Annotated in this window: 13 protein-coding genes; 6 read left to right on the top strand and 7 right to left on the bottom strand. The window is 62.1% G+C overall.

Features of this window, described 5'->3' with window-relative positions; all coding sequences use genetic code 11:
* Window positions 1–157: 157 nt before the first annotated feature.
* Complete coding sequence (locus IGS60_RS23695) at window positions 158–2,824, top strand: DNA topoisomerase III (protein ID WP_070311033.1); 2,667 nt, start codon at window positions 158–160, stop codon at window positions 2,822–2,824.
* A gap of 62 nt (window positions 2,825–2,886) precedes the next feature.
* Here the strand turns inward: IGS60_RS23695 and IGS60_RS23690 are convergent, their stop codons facing one another.
* The 3 genes from IGS60_RS23690 to IGS60_RS23680 form a co-directional block, all read right to left on the bottom strand.
* The gene (locus tag IGS60_RS23690) at window positions 2,887–3,621 is read right to left on the bottom strand and encodes a hypothetical protein (protein WP_230506379.1); all 735 of its coding nucleotides are present in this window, start codon (window positions 3,619–3,621) and stop codon (window positions 2,887–2,889) included.
* A 74-nt stretch (window positions 3,622–3,695) separates the two neighbouring features.
* A complete protein-coding gene (locus IGS60_RS23685; RefSeq protein ID WP_230506378.1) occupies window positions 3,696–5,105 on the bottom strand; it encodes an alkaline phosphatase in 1,410 nt (469 codons plus the stop codon).
* 29 nt (window positions 5,106–5,134) lie between these two features.
* Entirely contained in the window at window positions 5,135–6,535 is a 1,401-nt protein-coding gene (locus IGS60_RS23680; protein WP_070222870.1) for an alkaline phosphatase, read from the bottom strand.
* Window positions 6,536–6,855: 320 nt separating this feature from the next.
* Here IGS60_RS23680 and IGS60_RS23675 point away from each other — a divergent pair, with 320 nt between their 5' ends.
* The 4 genes from IGS60_RS23675 to IGS60_RS23660 all read left to right on the top strand — a co-directional run bounded on the left by IGS60_RS23675 (window position 6,856) and on the right by IGS60_RS23660 (window position 10,516).
* On the top strand, window positions 6,856–7,725 hold the full coding sequence (locus IGS60_RS23675) for an MBL fold metallo-hydrolase (protein WP_230506377.1): 870 nt from the start codon (window positions 6,856–6,858) through the stop codon (window positions 7,723–7,725).
* Between the two features lie 14 nt (window positions 7,726–7,739).
* Window positions 7,740–8,396, top strand: coding sequence for a DsbA family protein (locus IGS60_RS23670; RefSeq protein WP_230506376.1), 657 nt, complete (start codon window positions 7,740–7,742; stop codon window positions 8,394–8,396).
* Between the two features lie 94 nt (window positions 8,397–8,490).
* Window positions 8,491–9,954 carry a catalase gene (locus IGS60_RS23665; protein ID WP_230506375.1) on the top strand — a complete coding sequence of 488 codons (1,464 nt, stop codon included), beginning with the start codon at window positions 8,491–8,493 and terminating at the stop codon, window positions 9,952–9,954.
* A 178-nt stretch (window positions 9,955–10,132) separates the two neighbouring features.
* Window positions 10,133–10,516 (top strand): hypothetical protein, encoded by a 384-nt coding sequence (locus IGS60_RS23660; protein ID WP_070222728.1) that lies wholly within the window; start codon window positions 10,133–10,135, stop codon window positions 10,514–10,516.
* A gap of 54 nt (window positions 10,517–10,570) precedes the next feature.
* Here the strand turns inward: IGS60_RS23660 and IGS60_RS23655 are convergent, their stop codons facing one another.
* The 4 genes from IGS60_RS23655 to IGS60_RS23640 form a co-directional block, all read right to left on the bottom strand.
* Window positions 10,571–14,149, bottom strand: coding sequence for a M1 family aminopeptidase (locus tag IGS60_RS23655; RefSeq protein ID WP_230506374.1), 3,579 nt, complete (start codon window positions 14,147–14,149; stop codon window positions 10,571–10,573).
* 10 nt (window positions 14,150–14,159) lie between these two features.
* Window positions 14,160–15,053: an ABC transporter ATP-binding protein gene (locus IGS60_RS23650; protein WP_046683456.1), complete on the bottom strand. Its 894-nt coding sequence runs from the start codon at window positions 15,051–15,053 to the stop codon at window positions 14,160–14,162.
* Window positions 15,054–15,235: 182 nt separating this feature from the next.
* On the bottom strand, window positions 15,236–16,432 hold the full coding sequence (locus IGS60_RS23645) for an ABC transporter permease (RefSeq protein WP_070222724.1): 1,197 nt from the start codon (window positions 16,430–16,432) through the stop codon (window positions 15,236–15,238).
* Between the two features lie 3 nt (window positions 16,433–16,435).
* Complete coding sequence (locus IGS60_RS23640; RefSeq protein ID WP_070222722.1) at window positions 16,436–17,215, bottom strand: ATP-binding cassette domain-containing protein; 780 nt, start codon at window positions 17,213–17,215, stop codon at window positions 16,436–16,438.
* A gap of 147 nt (window positions 17,216–17,362) precedes the next feature.
* Between IGS60_RS23640 and IGS60_RS23635 the strand changes: the two genes are divergently transcribed.
* Window positions 17,363–17,794, top strand: a complete 432-nt coding sequence (locus IGS60_RS23635; protein ID WP_070312425.1) for a hypothetical protein — start codon at window positions 17,363–17,365, stop codon at window positions 17,792–17,794.
* The last annotated feature ends 75 nt before the right edge of the window (window positions 17,795–17,869 follow it).

Below are 17,869 nucleotides of genomic sequence, written 5' to 3'. Positions count from 1 at the left end.
ATAACTTGCCGAATTCTTCAATAGGCGCTTATCATTGGCCGCTTGACAAGACCACAAGTCACAAGGCCTTGCGCAGACAAAAGCGTCGGCGCCTGGCAATGCACTGTATGATGCGCATGCTGAAACTATCCTAGAGCATTTTTCGAGACCAAAAAATATGACAAAAACCCTCATCATCGCCGAGAAGCCTTCTGTCGCGAACGATATCGCGAAGACGCTTGGCGGCTTCACCAAGCACGATGAGTACTTTGAATCGGATGAATACGTCCTGTCGTCGGCGGTCGGCCACTTGCTGGAGATCGCCGTACCGGAAGAATTCGACGTGAAGCGCGGCAAATGGAGTTTCGCGCACTTGCCGATGATTCCACCGTATTTCGCGCTCAATCCCATCCCGAAGACGGAAGCGCGCCTCAAAGTATTAAACAAGCTGATCAAACGTAAAGACGTTTCCACCCTCATCAACGCATGCGATGCGGGGCGCGAAGGCGAGCTGATTTTCCGCCTGATCGCGCAAAACGCCAAGGCCAAGCAACCGGTCAAGCGCCTGTGGCTGCAGTCGATGACGCCGGGCGCCATCCGCGACGGTTTTGCGCACCTGCGCAGCGACGAAGAAATGCTGCCGCTGGCCGACGCGGCCCGCTGCCGTTCGGAAGCCGATTGGTTGATCGGCATCAATGGCACGCGCGCCATGACGGCGTTTAATTCGAAAGAAGGCGGCTTCTACCTGACCACCGTGGGCCGCGTGCAGACGCCGACCCTGTCCATCGTGGTCGAACGCGAAGACAAAATCAAGAAATTCGTGCCGCGCGACTTCTGGGAAGTGCGCGCCGAATTCGTCTGCGCGGCCGGCATCTATGAAGGCCGCTGGCTCGACACGAAGTTCAAGAAGGACGAGAACGACCCCGAAAAGCGCGCCGAGCGCCTGTGGAGCAAGACGGCTGCCGACTCGATCGCCACCGCCTGCCGCGGCCGCCAAGGCATCGTCACGGAAGAATCGAAACCGACCACCTCGATGGCGCCGGGCCTGTTCGACCTGACCAGTCTGCAGCGCGAAGCGAACTCGCGTTTCGGCTTCTCCGCCAAGAACACGCTGGGCCTGGCACAGGCGCTGTATGAAAAGCACAAGGTCTTGACGTATCCGCGTACCGATTCGCGCCACCTGCCGGAAGACTACATGCCGACCGTGCTGCAGGCGCTGGAAACAGTCAAGGAAAACAGCAACTACCACCAGTTCGCCAAGCAGATCATCGACAAGGGCTGGGTCAAGCCGAACAAGCGCATTTTCGACAACACGAAGATCTCGGATCACTTCGCGATCATCCCGACGACGATTGCGCCAAAGAATTTGTCCGAGCCGGAACAGAAGTTGTACGACCTGGTCACGCGCCGCTTTATGGCCGTGTTCTTCCCGCCTGCGGAATTCCAGGTCACCACGCGCTATACGGAAGTGTCCGGCCATCAGTTCAAGACTGAAGGCAAGGTCATGACCAATCCGGGCTGGCTGGCCATCTACGGCAAGGAAGCGTCGACGGACGCCGACAAGGAAAGCAATGGCAACGGCAACCTGGTGCCCGTCGCCAAGGGCGAGAAAGTGCAGACGGAAAGCGTCAGCGCCAACGGCCTGGTGACGAAACCGCCCGCGCGCTTCACGGAAGCGACCTTGCTGTCGGCCATGGAAGGCGCCGGCAAGCTGATCGACGACGACGAGCTGCGCGACGCGATGGCCGGCAAGGGTCTTGGCACCCCGGCGACGCGCGCGGCCACCATCGAGGGCTTGCTGACGGAACGCTACCTGATCCGCGAAGGCCGCGAACTGATCCCGACGGCCAAGGCATCGCAGCTGATGACTTTGCTCAAAGGCCTGGGCGTCAATGAATTGACGGCGCCGGAGCTGACGGGCGAGTGGGAATACAAGCTGTCGCAGATGGAAAAAGGCAAGATTTCGCGCGAAGAATTCATGCGCGAAATCGCGCAGATGACGCAAATCATCGTCAAGCGCGCCAAGGAATACGACAACGACACGATTCCCGGCGACTACGCGACCCTGGAAACGCCATGCCCGAATTGCGGCGGCGTGGTGAAGGAAAACTACCGTCGTTTCGCCTGCACCAAGTGCGAATTCTCGATGAGCAAGACACCGGGTTCGCGCCAGTTCGAAATCGCCGAAGTGGAGCAATTGCTGAAGGACCGTACCATCGGCCCGCTGCAAGGCTTCCGCTCGAAGATGGGCCGTCCGTTCGCCGCCATCCTGCGCATCGTGCGTGATGAAGAGATCAAGAATTTCAAGCTGGAATTCGATTTCGGCCAGAACGACGAGAGCGAAGATGGCGAAGGCGTCGATTTCACGGGCCAGACGCCCGTGGGACCGTGCCCCAAGTGCAATGCCGGCGTGTACGAAATGGGCCTGGCCTATGTGTGCGAACACAGCGTGGCCAAGCCGAAGACGTGCGATTTCCGCAGCGGCCGCATCATCTTGCAGCAGGAAATCTTGCCGGAACAAATGGCAAAACTGCTCAACGATGGCAAGACGGACTTGCTGCCGGGCTTCGTATCGCAGCGCACGCGCCGTCCGTTCAAGGCTTTCCTCGTACGGGGCAAGGATGGCAAGGTGAGCTTCGAGTTTGAAGAGCGCAAGGCCAAGCCGGGTGCGAAGACAAAGGCTGCCGCTGCCGAGGTCGAAGGCGAAGAAGGCGCGGCGCCAGCGAAGAAAACGGCCGTCAAGAAAGCGGCAGCCGTCAAAAAGGCACCGGCCAAGAAGGCCACGGCCGTGAAAAAGCCGGCCGCCAAGAAGGCGCCGGCGAAGAAGGCGGCAACGGCCGAGTAATCGGACGCCAGCCAGACAAAAGCCAGGGATTTCCCTGGCTTTTTTTATGTCCCGAGGCTGGCTTAGTCCAGGTAGTCGGAGTACTCGCGCTGCGCGTAATTCTGCAGATTTGCCCACGGCTGCGCCTTGCTGACGGTCGGCTGCAGCTTGACGTCGACCCGGCGGTAGAACGTGTTGGCGCGGTCGCCGCTTTCGATGATCAGGGGAATCTGCTTTTGTTCATCCCACAGGATGCGCTGGAACACGCCGTTCTTTTCCACTTCGCGCCAGCGCGCGCCCGTCACGTTCGATGCCTGTTTCGACAGGGGCATGGCGGCCACCAGTTTCGGGTCCAGCAGATAAAAACTGTTTTCCCAGGAGCCGTCGAAATTGACGTTTTCGTACTCGGCCTTGGGAATCGAGACGACGATCTTGTCGTGCGCATCGATGTATTCCACGCGCACGGTGTTCTTTTCCAGCATCACGTGGCGCGGGATCAGCACGGGATTGAAGTGCTTGTGTTCATGCTGCGTGGCCGCAGTCGACGTTTTCAGGGCCACCTTGGTGTTGTCGCCATGCTTGTGGCCCGCATGCGCGTCCGTCGACGGCGCCAGCACGCGCTCGACCCACACGTGGCCGGGGCGGCGCAGCATCTTCTCTTCGTAGCGGCTTTCGCGCGTCACGCCTTCCGGCGTCAGGACGCGGCTGTAATAGGTGATGCCCAGGTCCAGGTCGGCAGGAGCAGCAGCGGTGGGAGCGGCTTGGGCGCTGGCGGCAAAGCCGGCGGCGAGGAGGACGGCGATCAGGGACGATTTCATGGTGGTGCCTTTACGTGCAGAGGGGCGGAGGGCATACGCCATCCGCCCCGGTGGGGTTACCGTGTTGATGTGGATCAGAATCCGAAGGCCGCCTTCAGCAAATCAAACACCTTGGTGTTGTCCAGGGTGCCCTTGAAGGTCTTCGCGCCGGCGCCCGTGGCCAGCAGCTTGACGTCGCCGCCGCCATGGGTTTCGCTGGCCAGGCGCACGCCTGTTTCTTGCAGGTAGTTGTCTTTCAGGGCCGTGGCGCTGTCGACGTTGCTGCGCAGGTCAGGGCGGTTCGGGCCATTGCCGAATACCAAAGTGGTGTAGGTATTGCCATCGGCATCCTTGCTTGGCTGGTTATCCTTGTAGCCGCGGTTGATGTCGAGGATATTGTTGCCGCGCTTGCCGTAGCCGTTGAAGGCCAGCGTGTGGTCATGGTCGGCCGTGACGACGATCAGGGTATTGGCCAGGGTCGGGTCGGTTTCCTTGATCTTGGCGATGGCCGCCTTGATGGCGTCGTCGAAGGCGATGGTGTCCGTCAGCGCGCGCTTGGCATTGATGCCGTGCAAGGCGTGGTCGATGCGGCCGCCTTCGACCATCAGGAAGTAGCCGTTGCTGTTTTTCGACAGCAAGTCGATGGCTTTCAGCGTCATTTCCGACAGGCTAGGCTGGGTCGCGCCTTCGCCCAGCGGCGGCGTGGCCGTGCGGTCCAGTTCATATTCGAGGTGGCTGCGGGTGCTGTACAGGCCGATGAATTTCTTGCCGCTCGGCGCTGCCGCCATTTCCGCTTTCGTCGCGGCCACGGTGTAGCCCTTGGCGGCAAACTCCGTCAGCAGGTTGCGGCCATCGGCGCGGCCGTACTTGTTGCTCGTCGACCAAGGCGTGAAGTGGTTGCGGCCGCCACCCATCAGCACGTCGACGCCATCGCCGAGGGCTGCGTTGTAGCCGGCGCCGCCTGGCGCCGTTTGCGCGGCGATCGCGTATTGTGCATTGCGGTTGCAGATGTGCGAGAACGTCGTCGCCGGCGTGGCGTGCGTCAGTTCCGTGGTGGTGATGGCGCCCACGGCCTTGCCCTTGGCTTTCGCCAGTTCCAGGATGGTCGGCACGGTCTTGCCGCCGGCCGGGCAATTGTCCACGCCCAGGTTGCCGTTGGCATCGCGGCCGGGTTCCTTGGCGATCGTGTCCTGCGCCATCGAGATGACTTCATTGTTCATCTTGACGCCGGTCATGTAGGCGGCCATCGATGGCGCGCTGTCCGTCGTTTGCGCATCGTTCGAGAACGTCTTGATGCGCGCCGTGCGTTCCAGCGTATCCATGGTCAGGCTGCCGTCTTCGCCGTATTTGTAGATGCGCGACGCCGTCACGACGGACGGGCCCATGCCGTCGCCGAGGAAGAAGATGACGTTCTTCGCGTCGGCGGCGTAGGCGCTGGCGACGCTGGCGGCCACGAGCGTGGTCAGCAAGGAGAGTTTCAGGGCGGGTTTCAATGCGAGTTTCATGTGCTTGTCCAATTCTTGTCTCTTGGGGATTACAGACCGCCGGCGGTCTTGACCAGGCCGAATACTTTGGTGTTGTCGATGGTGCCCAGGAAGGTTTCCGAACCCTTGCCGATGGCGCCCAGGAAGACGTCGGTGCCGCCGTGGGTTTCATTGCCTGCCGTGGTGCGGATCACCGCTTCCTGGTGATAGGTATTGGCGCTGGTGACGGTTTCATCGAGGCTGGCCATGGCGGCGCGGCTCGATTGCGTGCGGTTTTCGCCATTGCCGAAGCCGATGATCGAATACGGTGCGCCGTCCAGGTCTTTCTCGACCGCGCCGGTGACGTAGTTCTTCACCACGCCCAGCACGCCAGGGTTGCCGGCAGCCGTCTTGCCCGTGCGCTTGGCGTAGCCGTTCAGCACCAGAGTATGGTCATGGTCGGCCGTGACGACGATCAGGGTATTGGCCAGGGTCGGATCGGTGAGCTTGGCTTTTTCGATGGCGGCCTTGATGGCGTTGTCGAACGCGACCGTGTCTTGCAGCGCCTTCTTGGCGGTCGTTTCGTGCAGCGCATGGTCGATGCGGCCGCCTTCGACCATCAGGAAGTAACCCTTCTTGTTCTTGGCCAGCACGTCCATGGCCTTGGTGGTCATTTCCGCCAGGCTAGGCTCCTTGGCCGCATCGCGGTCCAGGTCGTAGCTCATGTGGCTGGAAGTGAACACGCCGAACAAACGGTCCGTCTTGGCCGGATCGACGGCCTTGAAGTCGGTGGCGTTGTTGGCGACCGTGTAGCTCTTCGCTTTCAGTTCGGCCACCAGGTCGCGGTCGTCGGAACGCTTGCCGCCGCTCTTGAATGGCGTAAAGAATTGCGCGCCGCCACCGAGGACCACTTCCAGGCCGGTGGTGCCCAGCGCGCTGTTGTAGCCCGTGCCGCCCGGCACCAGGGCCGCGGCGATATCGTTTTCCAGGTCGCGGTGGCAGATGTGCGCGTAGGTCGCGGCCGGCGTGGCGTGCGTCACGCGCGCCGTGCTGACGACGCCGGCGGCAAAGCCCTTGGCCTTGGCCAGTTCCAGCAAGGTGGTGGCGGGCGTGCCGTTGCCGGTGCCGCATTTGTTGACCAGCTTGTTGCCGTTCGCATCCGTGCCCGGATCGATGGCGACCGTGTTGGCCGACATCGAGATGACTTCATTGTTCATCTTGACGCCGGTCATGTAGGCGGCCATCGATGGCGCGCTGTCGGTCACTTGCGCGTCGTTCGAGAACGTCTTGACGAAGGCCGTTTCCGGCAGGGTGTCCATGGTCAGCGAACCGTCTTCGCCCACCGAATAGATGCGCGCGGCCGTCATGGTGGTCAGGCCCATGCCATCGCCGAGGAAGAAAATGACGTTTTTCGGCGGCGCTTCAGCCACTACCTCTTCTTTTTTTGCATCGCTGCCGCAGGCGGCCAGCATCAGGGTGATGGCGACGCTGCAGCCAGCGACGGAAATTTTTCTGCGTGTCATGTGGTTCATCCGGCTAGGTTTGAAAGAGCTAGCAAGATAGCAATCCAATGTGACACCCTCATGACGCTGTGACATGTTTTGTGACGGCGCCACACCGCCGCAGCGGCGTGGCTTTCGCGTACGTCTACGCCGAAAAAATACGCCGTACCGTGCCCGACATCGGTAGATTGCATCGAAATGAGCAACAAACTATTGCGTTTTAACGGGTTTTTCTACCGAATCAAGCAACGTAAGATGCCGTCATCCCAATCATCTTGTGAAGGCAGATCATGTTCTCCAAATCCATCAGCAGCGTTCTTGTTTCCACCCTGTTTGCCGCCGGCGCCGCCTCGGCCGCCGCCAGCGCTCCCTTGAGCCTGGAAGTCTTCAACCCGGGCGAAGCGGCGATTTTCCCCGTCGCTTCCGTGCTGGTGGCGGGCAAGCATGACGCCGTGCTGATCGATGCGCAGTTTTCGCGCGCCGAAGCGCAAAAGCTGGTGGAGAAGATCCGCGCCAGCGGCAAGAAACTGACGACCGTGTACATCAGCCACAGCGACCCTGATTTTTACTTTGGCCTCGACGTGATCAAGGCAGCGTTCCCACAGGCAAAGATCGTCGCCACGCCGGAAACCGTCGCGGAAATCCGCCGCAAGGCTGACGCCAAGGTCGCCTACTGGGGGCCTATCCTGAAAGACAATGCGCCGCACTGCATCGTCATTCCCGAAGCCTTGAAAGGCAAGCGCATCAGCCTGGAAGGCCAGTCGCTCGATATCGCCGGCCCGACGCCAGCGCGCACCTATGTGTGGATTCCATCGATCAAGGCCGTCGTCGGCGGCGTGGTGCTGTTTGGTAACTTGCACGTGTGGACGGCCGATACGCAAAGCCTGCAATCGCGCCAGGACTGGCTCAAGACCCTCGACGGCATCGCGGCGCTGCAGCCCGTTACCGTCGTGCCTGGCCACTTCAAGGTCGGTTCGCCCCTGACGCCCGACAGCATCGGCTTTACGCGCGACTACCTGGTGACGTTTGAAGCGGAAACGGCCAAGGCCGCCAACTCGGCCGCCCTGATCGCCGCCATGAAACAGCACTACCCGCAACTCGGCCTCGATGGCGCTTTAGAAACGAGCGCCAAGGTGGCAAAGGGTGAAATGAAATGGTAAGCGGCAAGGCCGGCATGCCCACATTGCACTACATTTTCGACCCCCTGTGCGGCTGGTGCTACGGCGCGGCGCCGCTGGTCGAGGCGGCGCGCGCCGTGCCCGGCCTGACGGTGGCGTTCCACGGCGGCGGCATGATGACGGGCAGCAATCGTCGCCAGATCACGCCCGCCTGGCGCGGCTATGTGCTGCCGCATGACCGGCGCATCGAGCAATTGTCGGGCCAGCCTTTCGGCGACGCCTATATCAACGGCTTGCTGAACGACATGACGGCCATGATGGATTCCGAACCGCCGATCACGGCCATCCTGGCGGCTGAATCGCTGGCCGGCAAGGGCCTGGACATGCTGCAGCGCGTGCAGCGCGCCCATTACGTGGACGGCTTGCGCATCGCCGACGTGCCCGTGCTGGTGTCCTTGGCGCAAGAGCTGGGCATGGACGGGGCCGCATTCGGGGCGGAATATGCCCGGCAGGCGGGCGCTGCCACGCAACAGCACATCGACGCCAGCCGGGCCCTGCTGGCGCAGGTGGGCGGGCAGGGCTTTCCCACGTTCGTGCTCGACGATGGCAGCGGCAAGCTGTCCGTGATCGATATCGGCGGCTTCCTGGGCCAGCCGGCGAAGTTGCAGGCGGAACTCGGCGGCGTGTGCGACGCTCACGGCTGTGCATTGTAAATAGCTATCGGTTCGATAAAATCAATTAGCTTTTCCTTTGTTGTTGACCTCGTTACACTAGGTTTCATCAGTCAACAACGAAGGAAAAGCAGTCATGAGCCAACAGCCGCCATTCAGTACCGCCTCGGGCATCCCCGTCGCCGACAACCAGAATTCCATCAGCGCCGGCCCCCGCGGCCCGCTGCTGCTGCAAGACTTTCACCTGATCGAAAAACTCCAGCATTTCAACCGCGAGCGTATCCCCGAGCGCGTCGTGCACGCCAAAGGCTCGGGCGCTTACGGCACCTTTACCGTCACGCACGACATTTCGCGCTATACCAAGGCCAAGCTGTTCAGTGAAGTGGGCAAGCAGACGGCCACCTTCGCCCGTTTCTCCACCGTCGGCGGCGAACGCGGCAGTGCGGATACGGAACGCGACCCGCGCGGCTTCGCCGTGCGTTTTTATACGGAAGAGGGTAACTGGGACCTGGTCGGCAACAACACGCCGATGTTCTTCATCAAGGACCCGATCAAGTTCCCCGATTTCGTCCACACGCAAAAGCGCGATCCGCAAAGCAACCTGAAATCGGCCGAGATGATGTTCGACTTCTGGAGCCATGCGCCGGAAAGCCTGCACCAGGTCACCATGCTGTTCTCGGACCGCGGCACGCCGGACGGCTACCGCCACATGGACGGCTTCGGCAGCCACACGTATAGCCTGATCAATGCGGACGGCCAGCGCGTGTACGTGAAATGGCACTTCAAGACGCGCCAGGGCATCAAGAATTTGCCTGCGGCGGAGGCGGGCCGCCTGGCCGGTGCCGATCCCGACTACGCCCAGCGCGACCTGTTCGGCGCCATCGAGCGCGGCGATTTCCCCCAGTGGGAAGTCAAGCTGCAGGTGGCGACGCAGGAGCAGCTCGATGCCTGGGAGCAGCGTACGGGCTGGAACCCGTTCGACCTGACGAAGGTGTGGCCGCACGCGGACTTCCCGCTGTTGCCCGTCGGTATTTTCGAGCTGAACCGCAATCCGGACAATTACCACGCGGAAGTCGAGCAGGCAGCCTTTTCGCCGGCCAACGCCGTGCCCGGCATGGGGTACTCGCCGGACAAGATGCTGCAAGGCCGCTTGTTCGCCTACCACGACGCCCAGCTGTACCGCGTCGGCACGAACCACCAGCATTTGCCCGTGAATGCGGCCCGCTGCCCCTTCCATAACCAGCAGCGCGACGGCGGCATGGCCATCCACAATGGCAGTTCTGCGCAGAATTACGCGAACGTGGCGGCGGCAGGCACGCAGCCGCAAGGGCTTGGCCATGGCGAGGGGGCGCTGGCGCTGGCTGGCGGCGCGGCCCGCTACGATGGACGCGGCGTGGAAGATGATTACACGCAGGCCGGCAATCTGTTCCGCTTGATGTCGGCCCAGGCCAGGCAAAACCTGTTCGACAACCTGGCCGGCCCCCTGAGTCAGGTGCGGCCGGAAACCTTGCAGCGTCAGCTCGCTCACTTCGACCAGGCCGATCCCGCCTATGGCGCCGGCGTGCGGGCCGCCTTGCAGGCCCGCGCCGCGGCACTGTAATTGTGTGTGGCAGGCGGAATAAGCTGGTTCCGCCTGTTTGATGCAGCACAAATGAGAGCTTATTAGAGCTTGATGCCAAATATTGCCGTATGGACATATTTGCCTTCCATGCGTAGACTTGTCGGTCTGATGATCGCGCCGCCTTCCTGGCGGCGTCCTGACTAGAAAGTCTTGCAATATGAATATGGCGAAGCTGTGCGTGCATGGGGACGACCCCACGCTCAAATCCATCCTCGAAGTCTTGCCTACCGATCCGGAGCGGCAATGGCGCAAGGGCGAGGCGAAGGGCGCGAATCGCGTGCATCTCGATTCCGGCTTCGACGTGCTGATCGCGCAAGCGCCCAAATCGCAAGTGTTGCCCTCGCGCATACGCAGCTACCTGGCCGAATGCCGTTCGCGCGGCGTGACGTTCACCATGCCGCGCATCGTGGCCGAGCTGCAACTGGAGCTGAATGGCGACGACACGGTCGACGCGCCGCTCGACTTGAGCCTGGCCGACATGCAGCACCTGACGGAAATGGGCATCAGCCTGAGCCTGGTGACGCGCTGCGCCGCAGCCTGATTCCCGTGTGACACGCAAAAAAATGGCCGCCCACCAACGGGCGGCCATTTTTCGTCATGGCTCGTCGAGCTCGACGGTGACCATATTGTCATCGGGCTTGCGGTCGATCAGCTTGTTGTCAGGATCGATGCCCGCCTTGCCGGGGCGGCTGCCGACGATGACGGTGTAGCTCGCTTCACGGGCCGTCATGCGCAGGCGTTCGCGCAGCAGCGGATGGCCATTCGCGTCGTCGACGCCGATCTCGATCCAGTCATGCAGCGGTGCGTCGTGTTCCTCGCCCTGTTCGCCGGCCGTCAATTTGCTTGCCTGCACCTTGATGGTGACGGCGTACTTGCCATCGCTGCGTTTCTTGGCCGTGGCCGACAGGGCGCGGTTGTCGAACAGCACGATTTTCTCGAACAGGTCGTCGATCAGGTAAGCCTGCTCGGGCGGCGTGACCTGGCGCAAGCCCTGGACCAGCGCCGTCACGCTCGCATACGGCGGGCCTTTCTGGCCGTAGGTCTTGAGCAGCTCGCGCAGCACGCCGTTGACCTTGTCTTCGCCGATGATGTCTTGCAGCAAGTACATGGCCAGGCTGCCCTTGTGATAGTGGATGTAGGCCTGGTTTTCATTCTCGGCCAGCGGCAATTCCTTCTTGCGTTCCTCGCTGCGCCCCATCAGGTATTGATTCAAGTCATAGCGCAGGAAACGGCGCATCTTGGCCGGTCCCACGGTCTTCTTCATCACCATCAGGGCCGAATATTCGGCCAGGGTTTCGCTGAGCACGGTGGCGCCCCGCGTATTGCCGCCCACCAGTTGATGCGCCCACCACTGGTGCGCCACTTCATGCGCCGTGATGTAGAACGGATAGTCGATGTCCTTCGGGTTCTTGTCGTCCACCTTGGCAATAAAACCCAGGCCTTCCGAGTACGGTATCGTGTTCGGGAACGATTGCGCAAACGTGGCGTAGCGGGGGAATTCGACGATGCGCAGGATCTTGTGCTGGTAGGGGCCGAAGTTCTTCGTGTAGTACTCGAGCGCTTCCTTGCTGCCGCGCACGAAACGCTCGAGGTTGTATTCATGGCCAGGATGGTAATACACGTCGATGGCCACGTCTTGCCAGCGCTCGTGCTTGACGGCGTAGCGGGCCGACTGGAACGCGTAGAAGTTCAGGATAGGCTGGTCCATCGTGTAATGGAAGTAATGGCGGCCCTTGGCGATCCAGTCGTTGTCCAGCATGCCCGGCGCGATGGCCGTCTGGCCGTCGACGGTGCTGACGGTGGCGTCAAAGTTGATGCGGTCGGCGTCGTTGCTGACGTAATTGTCGGCCAATCCCTTCGCATCGTCGCGCGGCAAGGCCCGTTCGCGCGCGGGCAAGCCGTGTTTCTTGCGGTCGCGCGGGTCCATCAATTCCAGCTGCGGCTGGTAACCGATGTGCGGCAGCACGGCATTCGTGAAGAAAGTGCCGTTGGCCACCACGGGCGTGTCCTGGCCCAGGCCGAAGATGCCGCGCGGCGCGTAGCGGATGTCGAAATCGAGGCCCAGGGTGGCGCCCGGCGCCAGCGGCGCGGCCAGGCGGTAGCTGTAAAAGCCCAGCTTGCCGTCATCGAGGCCGGGATGCACGCGCGTATCGAAACGCAGGCGCATGGTGGCGGTCGGGTCTTGTTGCACAAAAATGTGGCTGATCGGCAGGCTGGTCTTGTTTTGCAGCAGATAGCGGCCCGTGACGGCCAGGGTGCGCTGCGCCGGGTAGATGGCCACGTCGAGTTTCACGTCGGTGATTCTCGGCTGCGGCGTGGCGGCAAACTTGCGGTACTGGCGCTCGATGCTGGCGCGGTCCGCATCGCGGGAAAATTCGGACTGGTAATCGTTGGCCACGTGGAACACGTAAAACAGCACGCCGCCGGCGCCGACGAAGATCAGGGCGCCGACGGCAAAGCTGGCCAGCACGCCATGCGTGAGGCCATGGCGCGCCAGGCGCAGGCGGATGCGCCAGCTGTCCTGCGCGCCGCGGGGCCAGAACAGCAGCGACAGCACCGTCAGCATGACGGCCGCGCCGCTCCAGTACAGCAAGTACCAGCGCTCGCGCAATACAAAGTGGCCGGCGCCGTTCATGGCCGAATACACGACCTCCGGCGTGCTGCCGTACAGCAGCAGCGGGTCGCCCAGGCCCAGCGAGGAAAAGCTGATGCTGGCGATGTGGTACAGAATCATGGCGAAATACGCCAGGTATTTCTGATTGATCAGCACCTGCACGAAGATGGCCAGCACGGCGACCAGCGCATAGTAGGGCAGGTGCGACAGGAACAGCGATTCCACGTACAGGCCGGGGTCGAGGCGGTAATAGCCCTTGAAGACCTGAATCGACATGCCGCACAGCATGATGACCAGGCTTAGCAAGGCTTGCAGGCCGACCAGCGCACACAGTTTCGACAGCAGGGGCAGCCAGTTCGGCACGGGCAGGGCGTCGAGCATCAGATACGTGCCCGCTTCCCGTTCGCGCCACACCAGCTCGCCCGCGTAGAAGGTGGTAATGATCAGCATGAACAGGGCGAACGAGGCGCTGACCATGTCCAGCACCTTTTCCGTCACGGGATAGGTATTCGTGCCGTACATGGAACCCATGTCCAGCGCGCCCGCATACATGGTCAGCACGCCGGCCAGCACGATGACGACGAAATAGATGTTCTTGATGGTTTCGCGCAGGTTCAGCCAGCTCATCTTGACGAGCAGGACGGCCAGGTTGCGTTGCGCGAAGTCCGGTGTTTCCTGCGTGGACAGCGAAGCGTTCGACAGGCGCTGCGGCGCCTCGCCCTCGCTGCGGCGCCGGGTGGCGCCCGCGTCCGTCGTCGCGTGGAACTGGAAGCGCCAGTAGCCAAGCAGCAAGGCCACCAGGGCGAAGCCGGACCAGATGGCGCGGTTCAGCAGGTACACGCCCTCCAGGGTCACCAGGCGCGTGTTGCGTTCCGCGTTCGGCCAGTATTCCGTCAGGCGTATCAGCGCCGTGGTGCCGAAAGGGTCGATCAGGGCCGCCAGGGTCTTGTAGTCGAGGTCGCGCGCCAGCGACGGCGCCACCAGGTAGCCTATCAGCATGACCACCGAGCTGATGTACACGGGCAGCATGCGCCGCGTCAGGGCCGCGATGACGAAGAAGATGGCGCCGAAGATGAACAGGTTGGGTAGCAGGGTAAAGACGTAGGGCATCAGGTAGGCCAGCGCGCGTTGCGGCCCCAGCCGTTCGGGATCGATGCCGGGCAGCCAGGCGCCCAGCCAGGCACCGATCACGATGCTGGAAAACACCACCGCCAGCACCAGGTAGGCGCCGAGGAAGCGGCCGAAGACGTACTGGTATTTTTTGATCGGCGCGCTGAAAAAGAAATGCTGCATGCCGTACTCGAAATCCTGCTGCACCGAGCGGCCCATCATGGCGGCCACCACCACGGCGCCGAAGCAGCCCAGCAGGCTGCACGTGAACGCCAGCGAACGGGGGGCGTTGATCAGGAACTTGCCGCCGAAACTGATGCTCGCTTCCTTGAAGACGCCGCCGGCGGCGGCCATCCACAGCATGGCCAGCGCCAGGAACATGGCGAAATACACCCAGGTCGACAGCAGCTTGAGCCGCTGTCGCGCTTCAAAGCGGGCGATGGCAAACATGGCCGCCCCCTCAGTCGCATTGCGGGGCGACGCGGTGGCGCCCGGCGATGGTGGCGAAATACAGGTCTTCCAGGTCGCCGATGGCTTCCTCGAAGCCGTCGCCCGGGTCGTCGTCGCTGTAGACGTGGATCAGGGTGCGGCCCGACAGCAAGCGCGTGGAAATGACGGCGTGGCGCTGCTGGAAGCTGGCCAGTTCTTTCTTGTCGACGAAGCGCGCCCAGATCTTGCAGCTGACTTCATCGATCAGTTCCTGGGTCTTGCCGCACAGCAGCAAATGCCCCTTGTTGATGATGGCCATGTTGGCGCACAGGTCGGCCACGTCGGACACGATGTGGGTCGACAGGATCACCGTCTTGTCTTCGCCGATGTCGGACAGCAGATTGTGGAAGCGGACTCTCTCCTGCGGGTCGAGGCCGGCCGTCGGCTCGTCGACGATGATCAGTTTCGGGTCGCCCAGCAGGGCTTGCGCGATGCCGAAGCGCTGGCGCATACCGCCGGAAAAGCCGCCCAGGCGCTGGTGGCGCACGTCGAACAGATTGGTTTGCTGCAACAGCCCGTCGACGACTTCACGCCGGCGCGCCCGCTGCGACAAGCCTTTTAACATGGCGAAGTGGTCGAGCAGCTCGTAGGCCGTCACTTTCGGGTACAGGCCGAAGTCCTGCGGCAGGTAGCCCAGCATGCGGCGGATCTCGTCCTTGTCGTCGAGCACGTCGTAGTCGCCGAAGAAGATGGAGCCGGAATCGCATTCCTGCAAGGTGGCCAGGGTGCGCATCAGGGTCGACTTGCCGGCGCCATTCGGGCCCAGCAAGCCGAACATCCCGGGCGGTATCGTCAGCGAAACGTTGTCCAGCGCCACCACGCCATTCGCGTAGGTCTTCGACAATTTGCGGATCTGCAATTCCATACAACTCCTAACTCATGCGTTGCTGCCCGATGCGACAGGGCTACTCTATGCTGGCATTGTATTGAATTTAGGACGCACTGGGCAGTTGCATGCGATACACGGCATTTTCGCGTGCCCAGAGTGCAGTTGGCGAGGGCGGATGGCGGGCCGGTCCTGGTCTTGTCGGCCGCGCCACGAGAGTGTCAGTTACGGAACAAAACCGATTCCCGGTTAAACCACCAGCGGCACAGCATCAGCAGCGCGCCGGCGATCACCGTCGTCGAGGCCAGGATCACGCCGAACATGCGGTAATCCATGGTGCCTTTCACCAGTTCCTTCATGGCCAGCGACACGTTCGTCAGCGGCACCATGGCCCACATCCAGTTCAGCTCGACGCCGGGCAGCATGGCCGTCACCGTGGGCAGGATGACAAACAGCATCAGCGGCGTGATCATGCCGGCCGCCTCCTTGTAGCTCTTCGCGTAGATCGAGATCGACAGCAGCAGCGAGGCGAAGATGGCGGCCGTCGGCACCAGCATCAGGGTCACCATGGCCAGGTCGGGCAAGCCGATGCTGTGCACGAGGATGGCCATGTGGCCTTCCAGCGAGCTGCCGAAGATGGCCAGCAGGACGCCCATGCTGCCCACCATCAGCACGGCGGAGGTCATGCCCACCGTAAACAGCACGAGGAACTTGGCCAGCACGATGGCGCTGCGCGGCACGGGCGCCAGCAGCAGGGTTTCCAGCGTGCCCCGTTCCTTTTCGCCGGCGCCCAGGTCGATGGCCGGATACATGGCTGCCGTCAGACACACCATCAGCAGCAGATACGGCACCATGCCGCCGATGATGGCGCCCATCTGTTCGCGCTCGTTGGCCGTCGATTGCTTGTCGAGCACGATGGGATTGAGCGCATAGGCCAGCTGGGCAGGGCTCAGGTTCAGGGCGGACAAGGCCCCTTCGCGCAGGCTGGCGTTGTAGGCGTCGACGATTTCGCGCACGCGCTGGTGCGTCACGTCCACCGAGCTGGCGCTGTTGTAGTGCAGGGTCACCTTGGCTTGCGCCTGCTGCTTCAGCGCTTGTTCAAAATGCGGCGGGATGACGACGGCAAACTTGATGGTATCGTCGCCGATGGCGCGGCGGATGTCCGCCTCGCTGGCCAGCGGTACTTCGCGCAGGTTGTGCTGCTGCGCAAACCGCGCGCTCAGGCCCGGCGAATGGTCCTTGCCGAACAGCGCGTAGCGCAGTTCCGCCGTCTTGGCGTTCTTGAACATATTGCTGGAAACATAAGCGAAGCCGCCAAAGATCAGCGGCATGGCAAAGATGGGGATGAGGATGGTGAAAATCAGCGTCTTGCGGTCGCGCGTGAGTTCCAGCAACTCTTTCAGATAAATGGTCCACATGGCTCAGGCTCCCTGGTTGATGACGCTGACAAAGGCGTCGTACAGATCGGTACTGCCGCCCAGGTGGCGCAGTTCGTCGACCGTGCCATGGAAGGCGGTGGTGCCGCGGTTGATGATGCAGACGCGGTCGCACAGCTTTTCCACCTCGTGCAGGTGGTGCGTGGAAAAGATCAGCGGCACGCGCAGCGCCTTGTAGCTGGCGATGAAGTCGAGCAGGATCTTGGCCGACATCACGTCGAGGCCCGTGGTCGGCTCGTCGAGGATGACCACTTGCGGCTCGTGCACGACGGTGCGGGCGATCGCGCACTTCTGTTTCATGCCCGTCGACAATTGATCGGCCCGCTTGCCGCCGTATTCCTCCATGTGCAGCAGGGAAAACAGTTCGTCGCAGCGGCGTTTCAGCTTGTCGGCCGGCATGCCATGCAGGCGGCCAAAGTATTCCACGTTCTCGCGCGCCGTCAGCCGGCCGTACAAACCCGTCGAGCCGGACAAAAAACCGATGCTCTGGCGCGCCACCAGCGGCTGGCGCAGCACGTCGACGCCATTGACGAGGGCGCTGCCCGCGTCCGCCTGCAAGGCCGTCGACAGCAGGCGCAGGGTGGTCGTCTTGCCGGCGCCATTCGGGCCCAGCAAGCCCAGCACTTCGCCGGGGGCGCAGCTGAAACTGACGTCGCGCACGGCGTGGAACCAGCCCTCATGTTCGCGCGGATCGCTCACGTGCACGCCCTTGCCCTTGTGGGGCGGCATGCGGAAACGTTTTGCCAGGTGCTTGACCTCTATCATGTGTTTCATCCATTCAACGGTGAACAACGAGAGTAGCATGCAAAAAATGTAACTTGCAAGGTGGAAATATCGTTTGGTCTATTGAAAAAAACAGCATCTTCATGCAAGCTGGCCCGGTGGCGCCGGCGGACGGCGCGGGAGAGCGTAATGCAAACGATCGATCAGGCGATGCAGGACAAGGTATTGGCCGTGGCGCGCGCCGGCATGACCAGTGCCGAAGCCATCGGTTTCTTCCGCGTCAGCCTGGGACTGTACTATCTGGCCGGACTGATGACGGAAGAAACCCTCGATTTCAAGCAGATCGACGCGAAGTACAACCGTTTTATTTACCACTCGCTAGGTGGCGGGCACAGCATCGCCAGCGTGCTGCAATTCATGAGCGGCGAGAAAGTCTTGCGCGTGCTGCAATCGGAGCGTTTTCGCGCCGCGTTTGCCCAGCACTGCCCGGACATTCCCGTCGACAGTATTTCTTTCCTGGTTTCACTGAATCTGGGCGTGGCGAAAAGCCTGTCCGGGCTCGATGCCGTCGGCCCCGTGGTGGACTGGATCGAGCAGGAAAAAGCGCGCACAGGTCAATAAAGCCCCGTTCGGCCCGCGCGCGGCGTGGGGACGGCTGGCCCTGATCGTCCTATAATTCATGTTTTCCCTTACATG

The sequence above is a fragment of the Janthinobacterium sp. FW305-128 genome (assembly GCF_020858135.1).
Classification (GTDB): domain Bacteria; phylum Pseudomonadota; class Gammaproteobacteria; order Burkholderiales; family Burkholderiaceae_D; genus Janthinobacterium.
The sequence above is the reverse complement of the archived record's forward strand: the minus strand, read 5'-3'. Positions and strand labels throughout refer to the sequence as shown.

Excerpts from the sequence above, each read along its gene's own strand:
- IGS60_RS23635 (WP_070312425.1), top strand. The coding sequence starts at position 17,363 with ATGCAAACGATCGATCAGGCGATGCAGGACAAGGTATTGGCCGTGGCG.
- IGS60_RS23665 (WP_230506375.1), top strand. The coding sequence starts at position 8,491 with ATGAGCCAACAGCCGCCATTCAGTACCGCCTCGGGCATCCCCGTCGCC.
- IGS60_RS23670 (WP_230506376.1), top strand. The coding sequence starts at position 7,740 with ATGCCCACATTGCACTACATTTTCGACCCCCTGTGCGGCTGGTGCTAC.
- IGS60_RS23690 (WP_230506379.1), bottom strand. The coding sequence starts at position 3,621 with ATGAAATCGTCCCTGATCGCCGTCCTCCTCGCCGCCGGCTTTGCCGCC.
- IGS60_RS23645 (WP_070222724.1), bottom strand. The coding sequence starts at position 16,432 with ATGTGGACCATTTATCTGAAAGAGTTGCTGGAACTCACGCGCGACCGC.
- IGS60_RS23685 (WP_230506378.1), bottom strand. The coding sequence starts at position 5,105 with ATGAAACTCGCATTGAAACCCGCCCTGAAACTCTCCTTGCTGACCACG.
- IGS60_RS23655 (WP_230506374.1), bottom strand. The coding sequence starts at position 14,149 with ATGTTTGCCATCGCCCGCTTTGAAGCGCGACAGCGGCTCAAGCTGCTG.
- IGS60_RS23650 (WP_046683456.1), bottom strand. The coding sequence starts at position 15,053 with ATGGAATTGCAGATCCGCAAATTGTCGAAGACCTACGCGAATGGCGTG.
- IGS60_RS23680 (WP_070222870.1), bottom strand. The coding sequence starts at position 6,535 with ATGCTGGCCGCCTGCGGCAGCGATGCAAAAAAAGAAGAGGTAGTGGCT.
- IGS60_RS23695 (WP_070311033.1), top strand. The coding sequence starts at position 158 with ATGACAAAAACCCTCATCATCGCCGAGAAGCCTTCTGTCGCGAACGAT.
- IGS60_RS23675 (WP_230506377.1), top strand. The coding sequence starts at position 6,856 with ATGTTCTCCAAATCCATCAGCAGCGTTCTTGTTTCCACCCTGTTTGCC.
- IGS60_RS23660 (WP_070222728.1), top strand. The coding sequence starts at position 10,133 with ATGAATATGGCGAAGCTGTGCGTGCATGGGGACGACCCCACGCTCAAA.
- IGS60_RS23640 (WP_070222722.1), bottom strand. The coding sequence starts at position 17,215 with ATGATAGAGGTCAAGCACCTGGCAAAACGTTTCCGCATGCCGCCCCAC.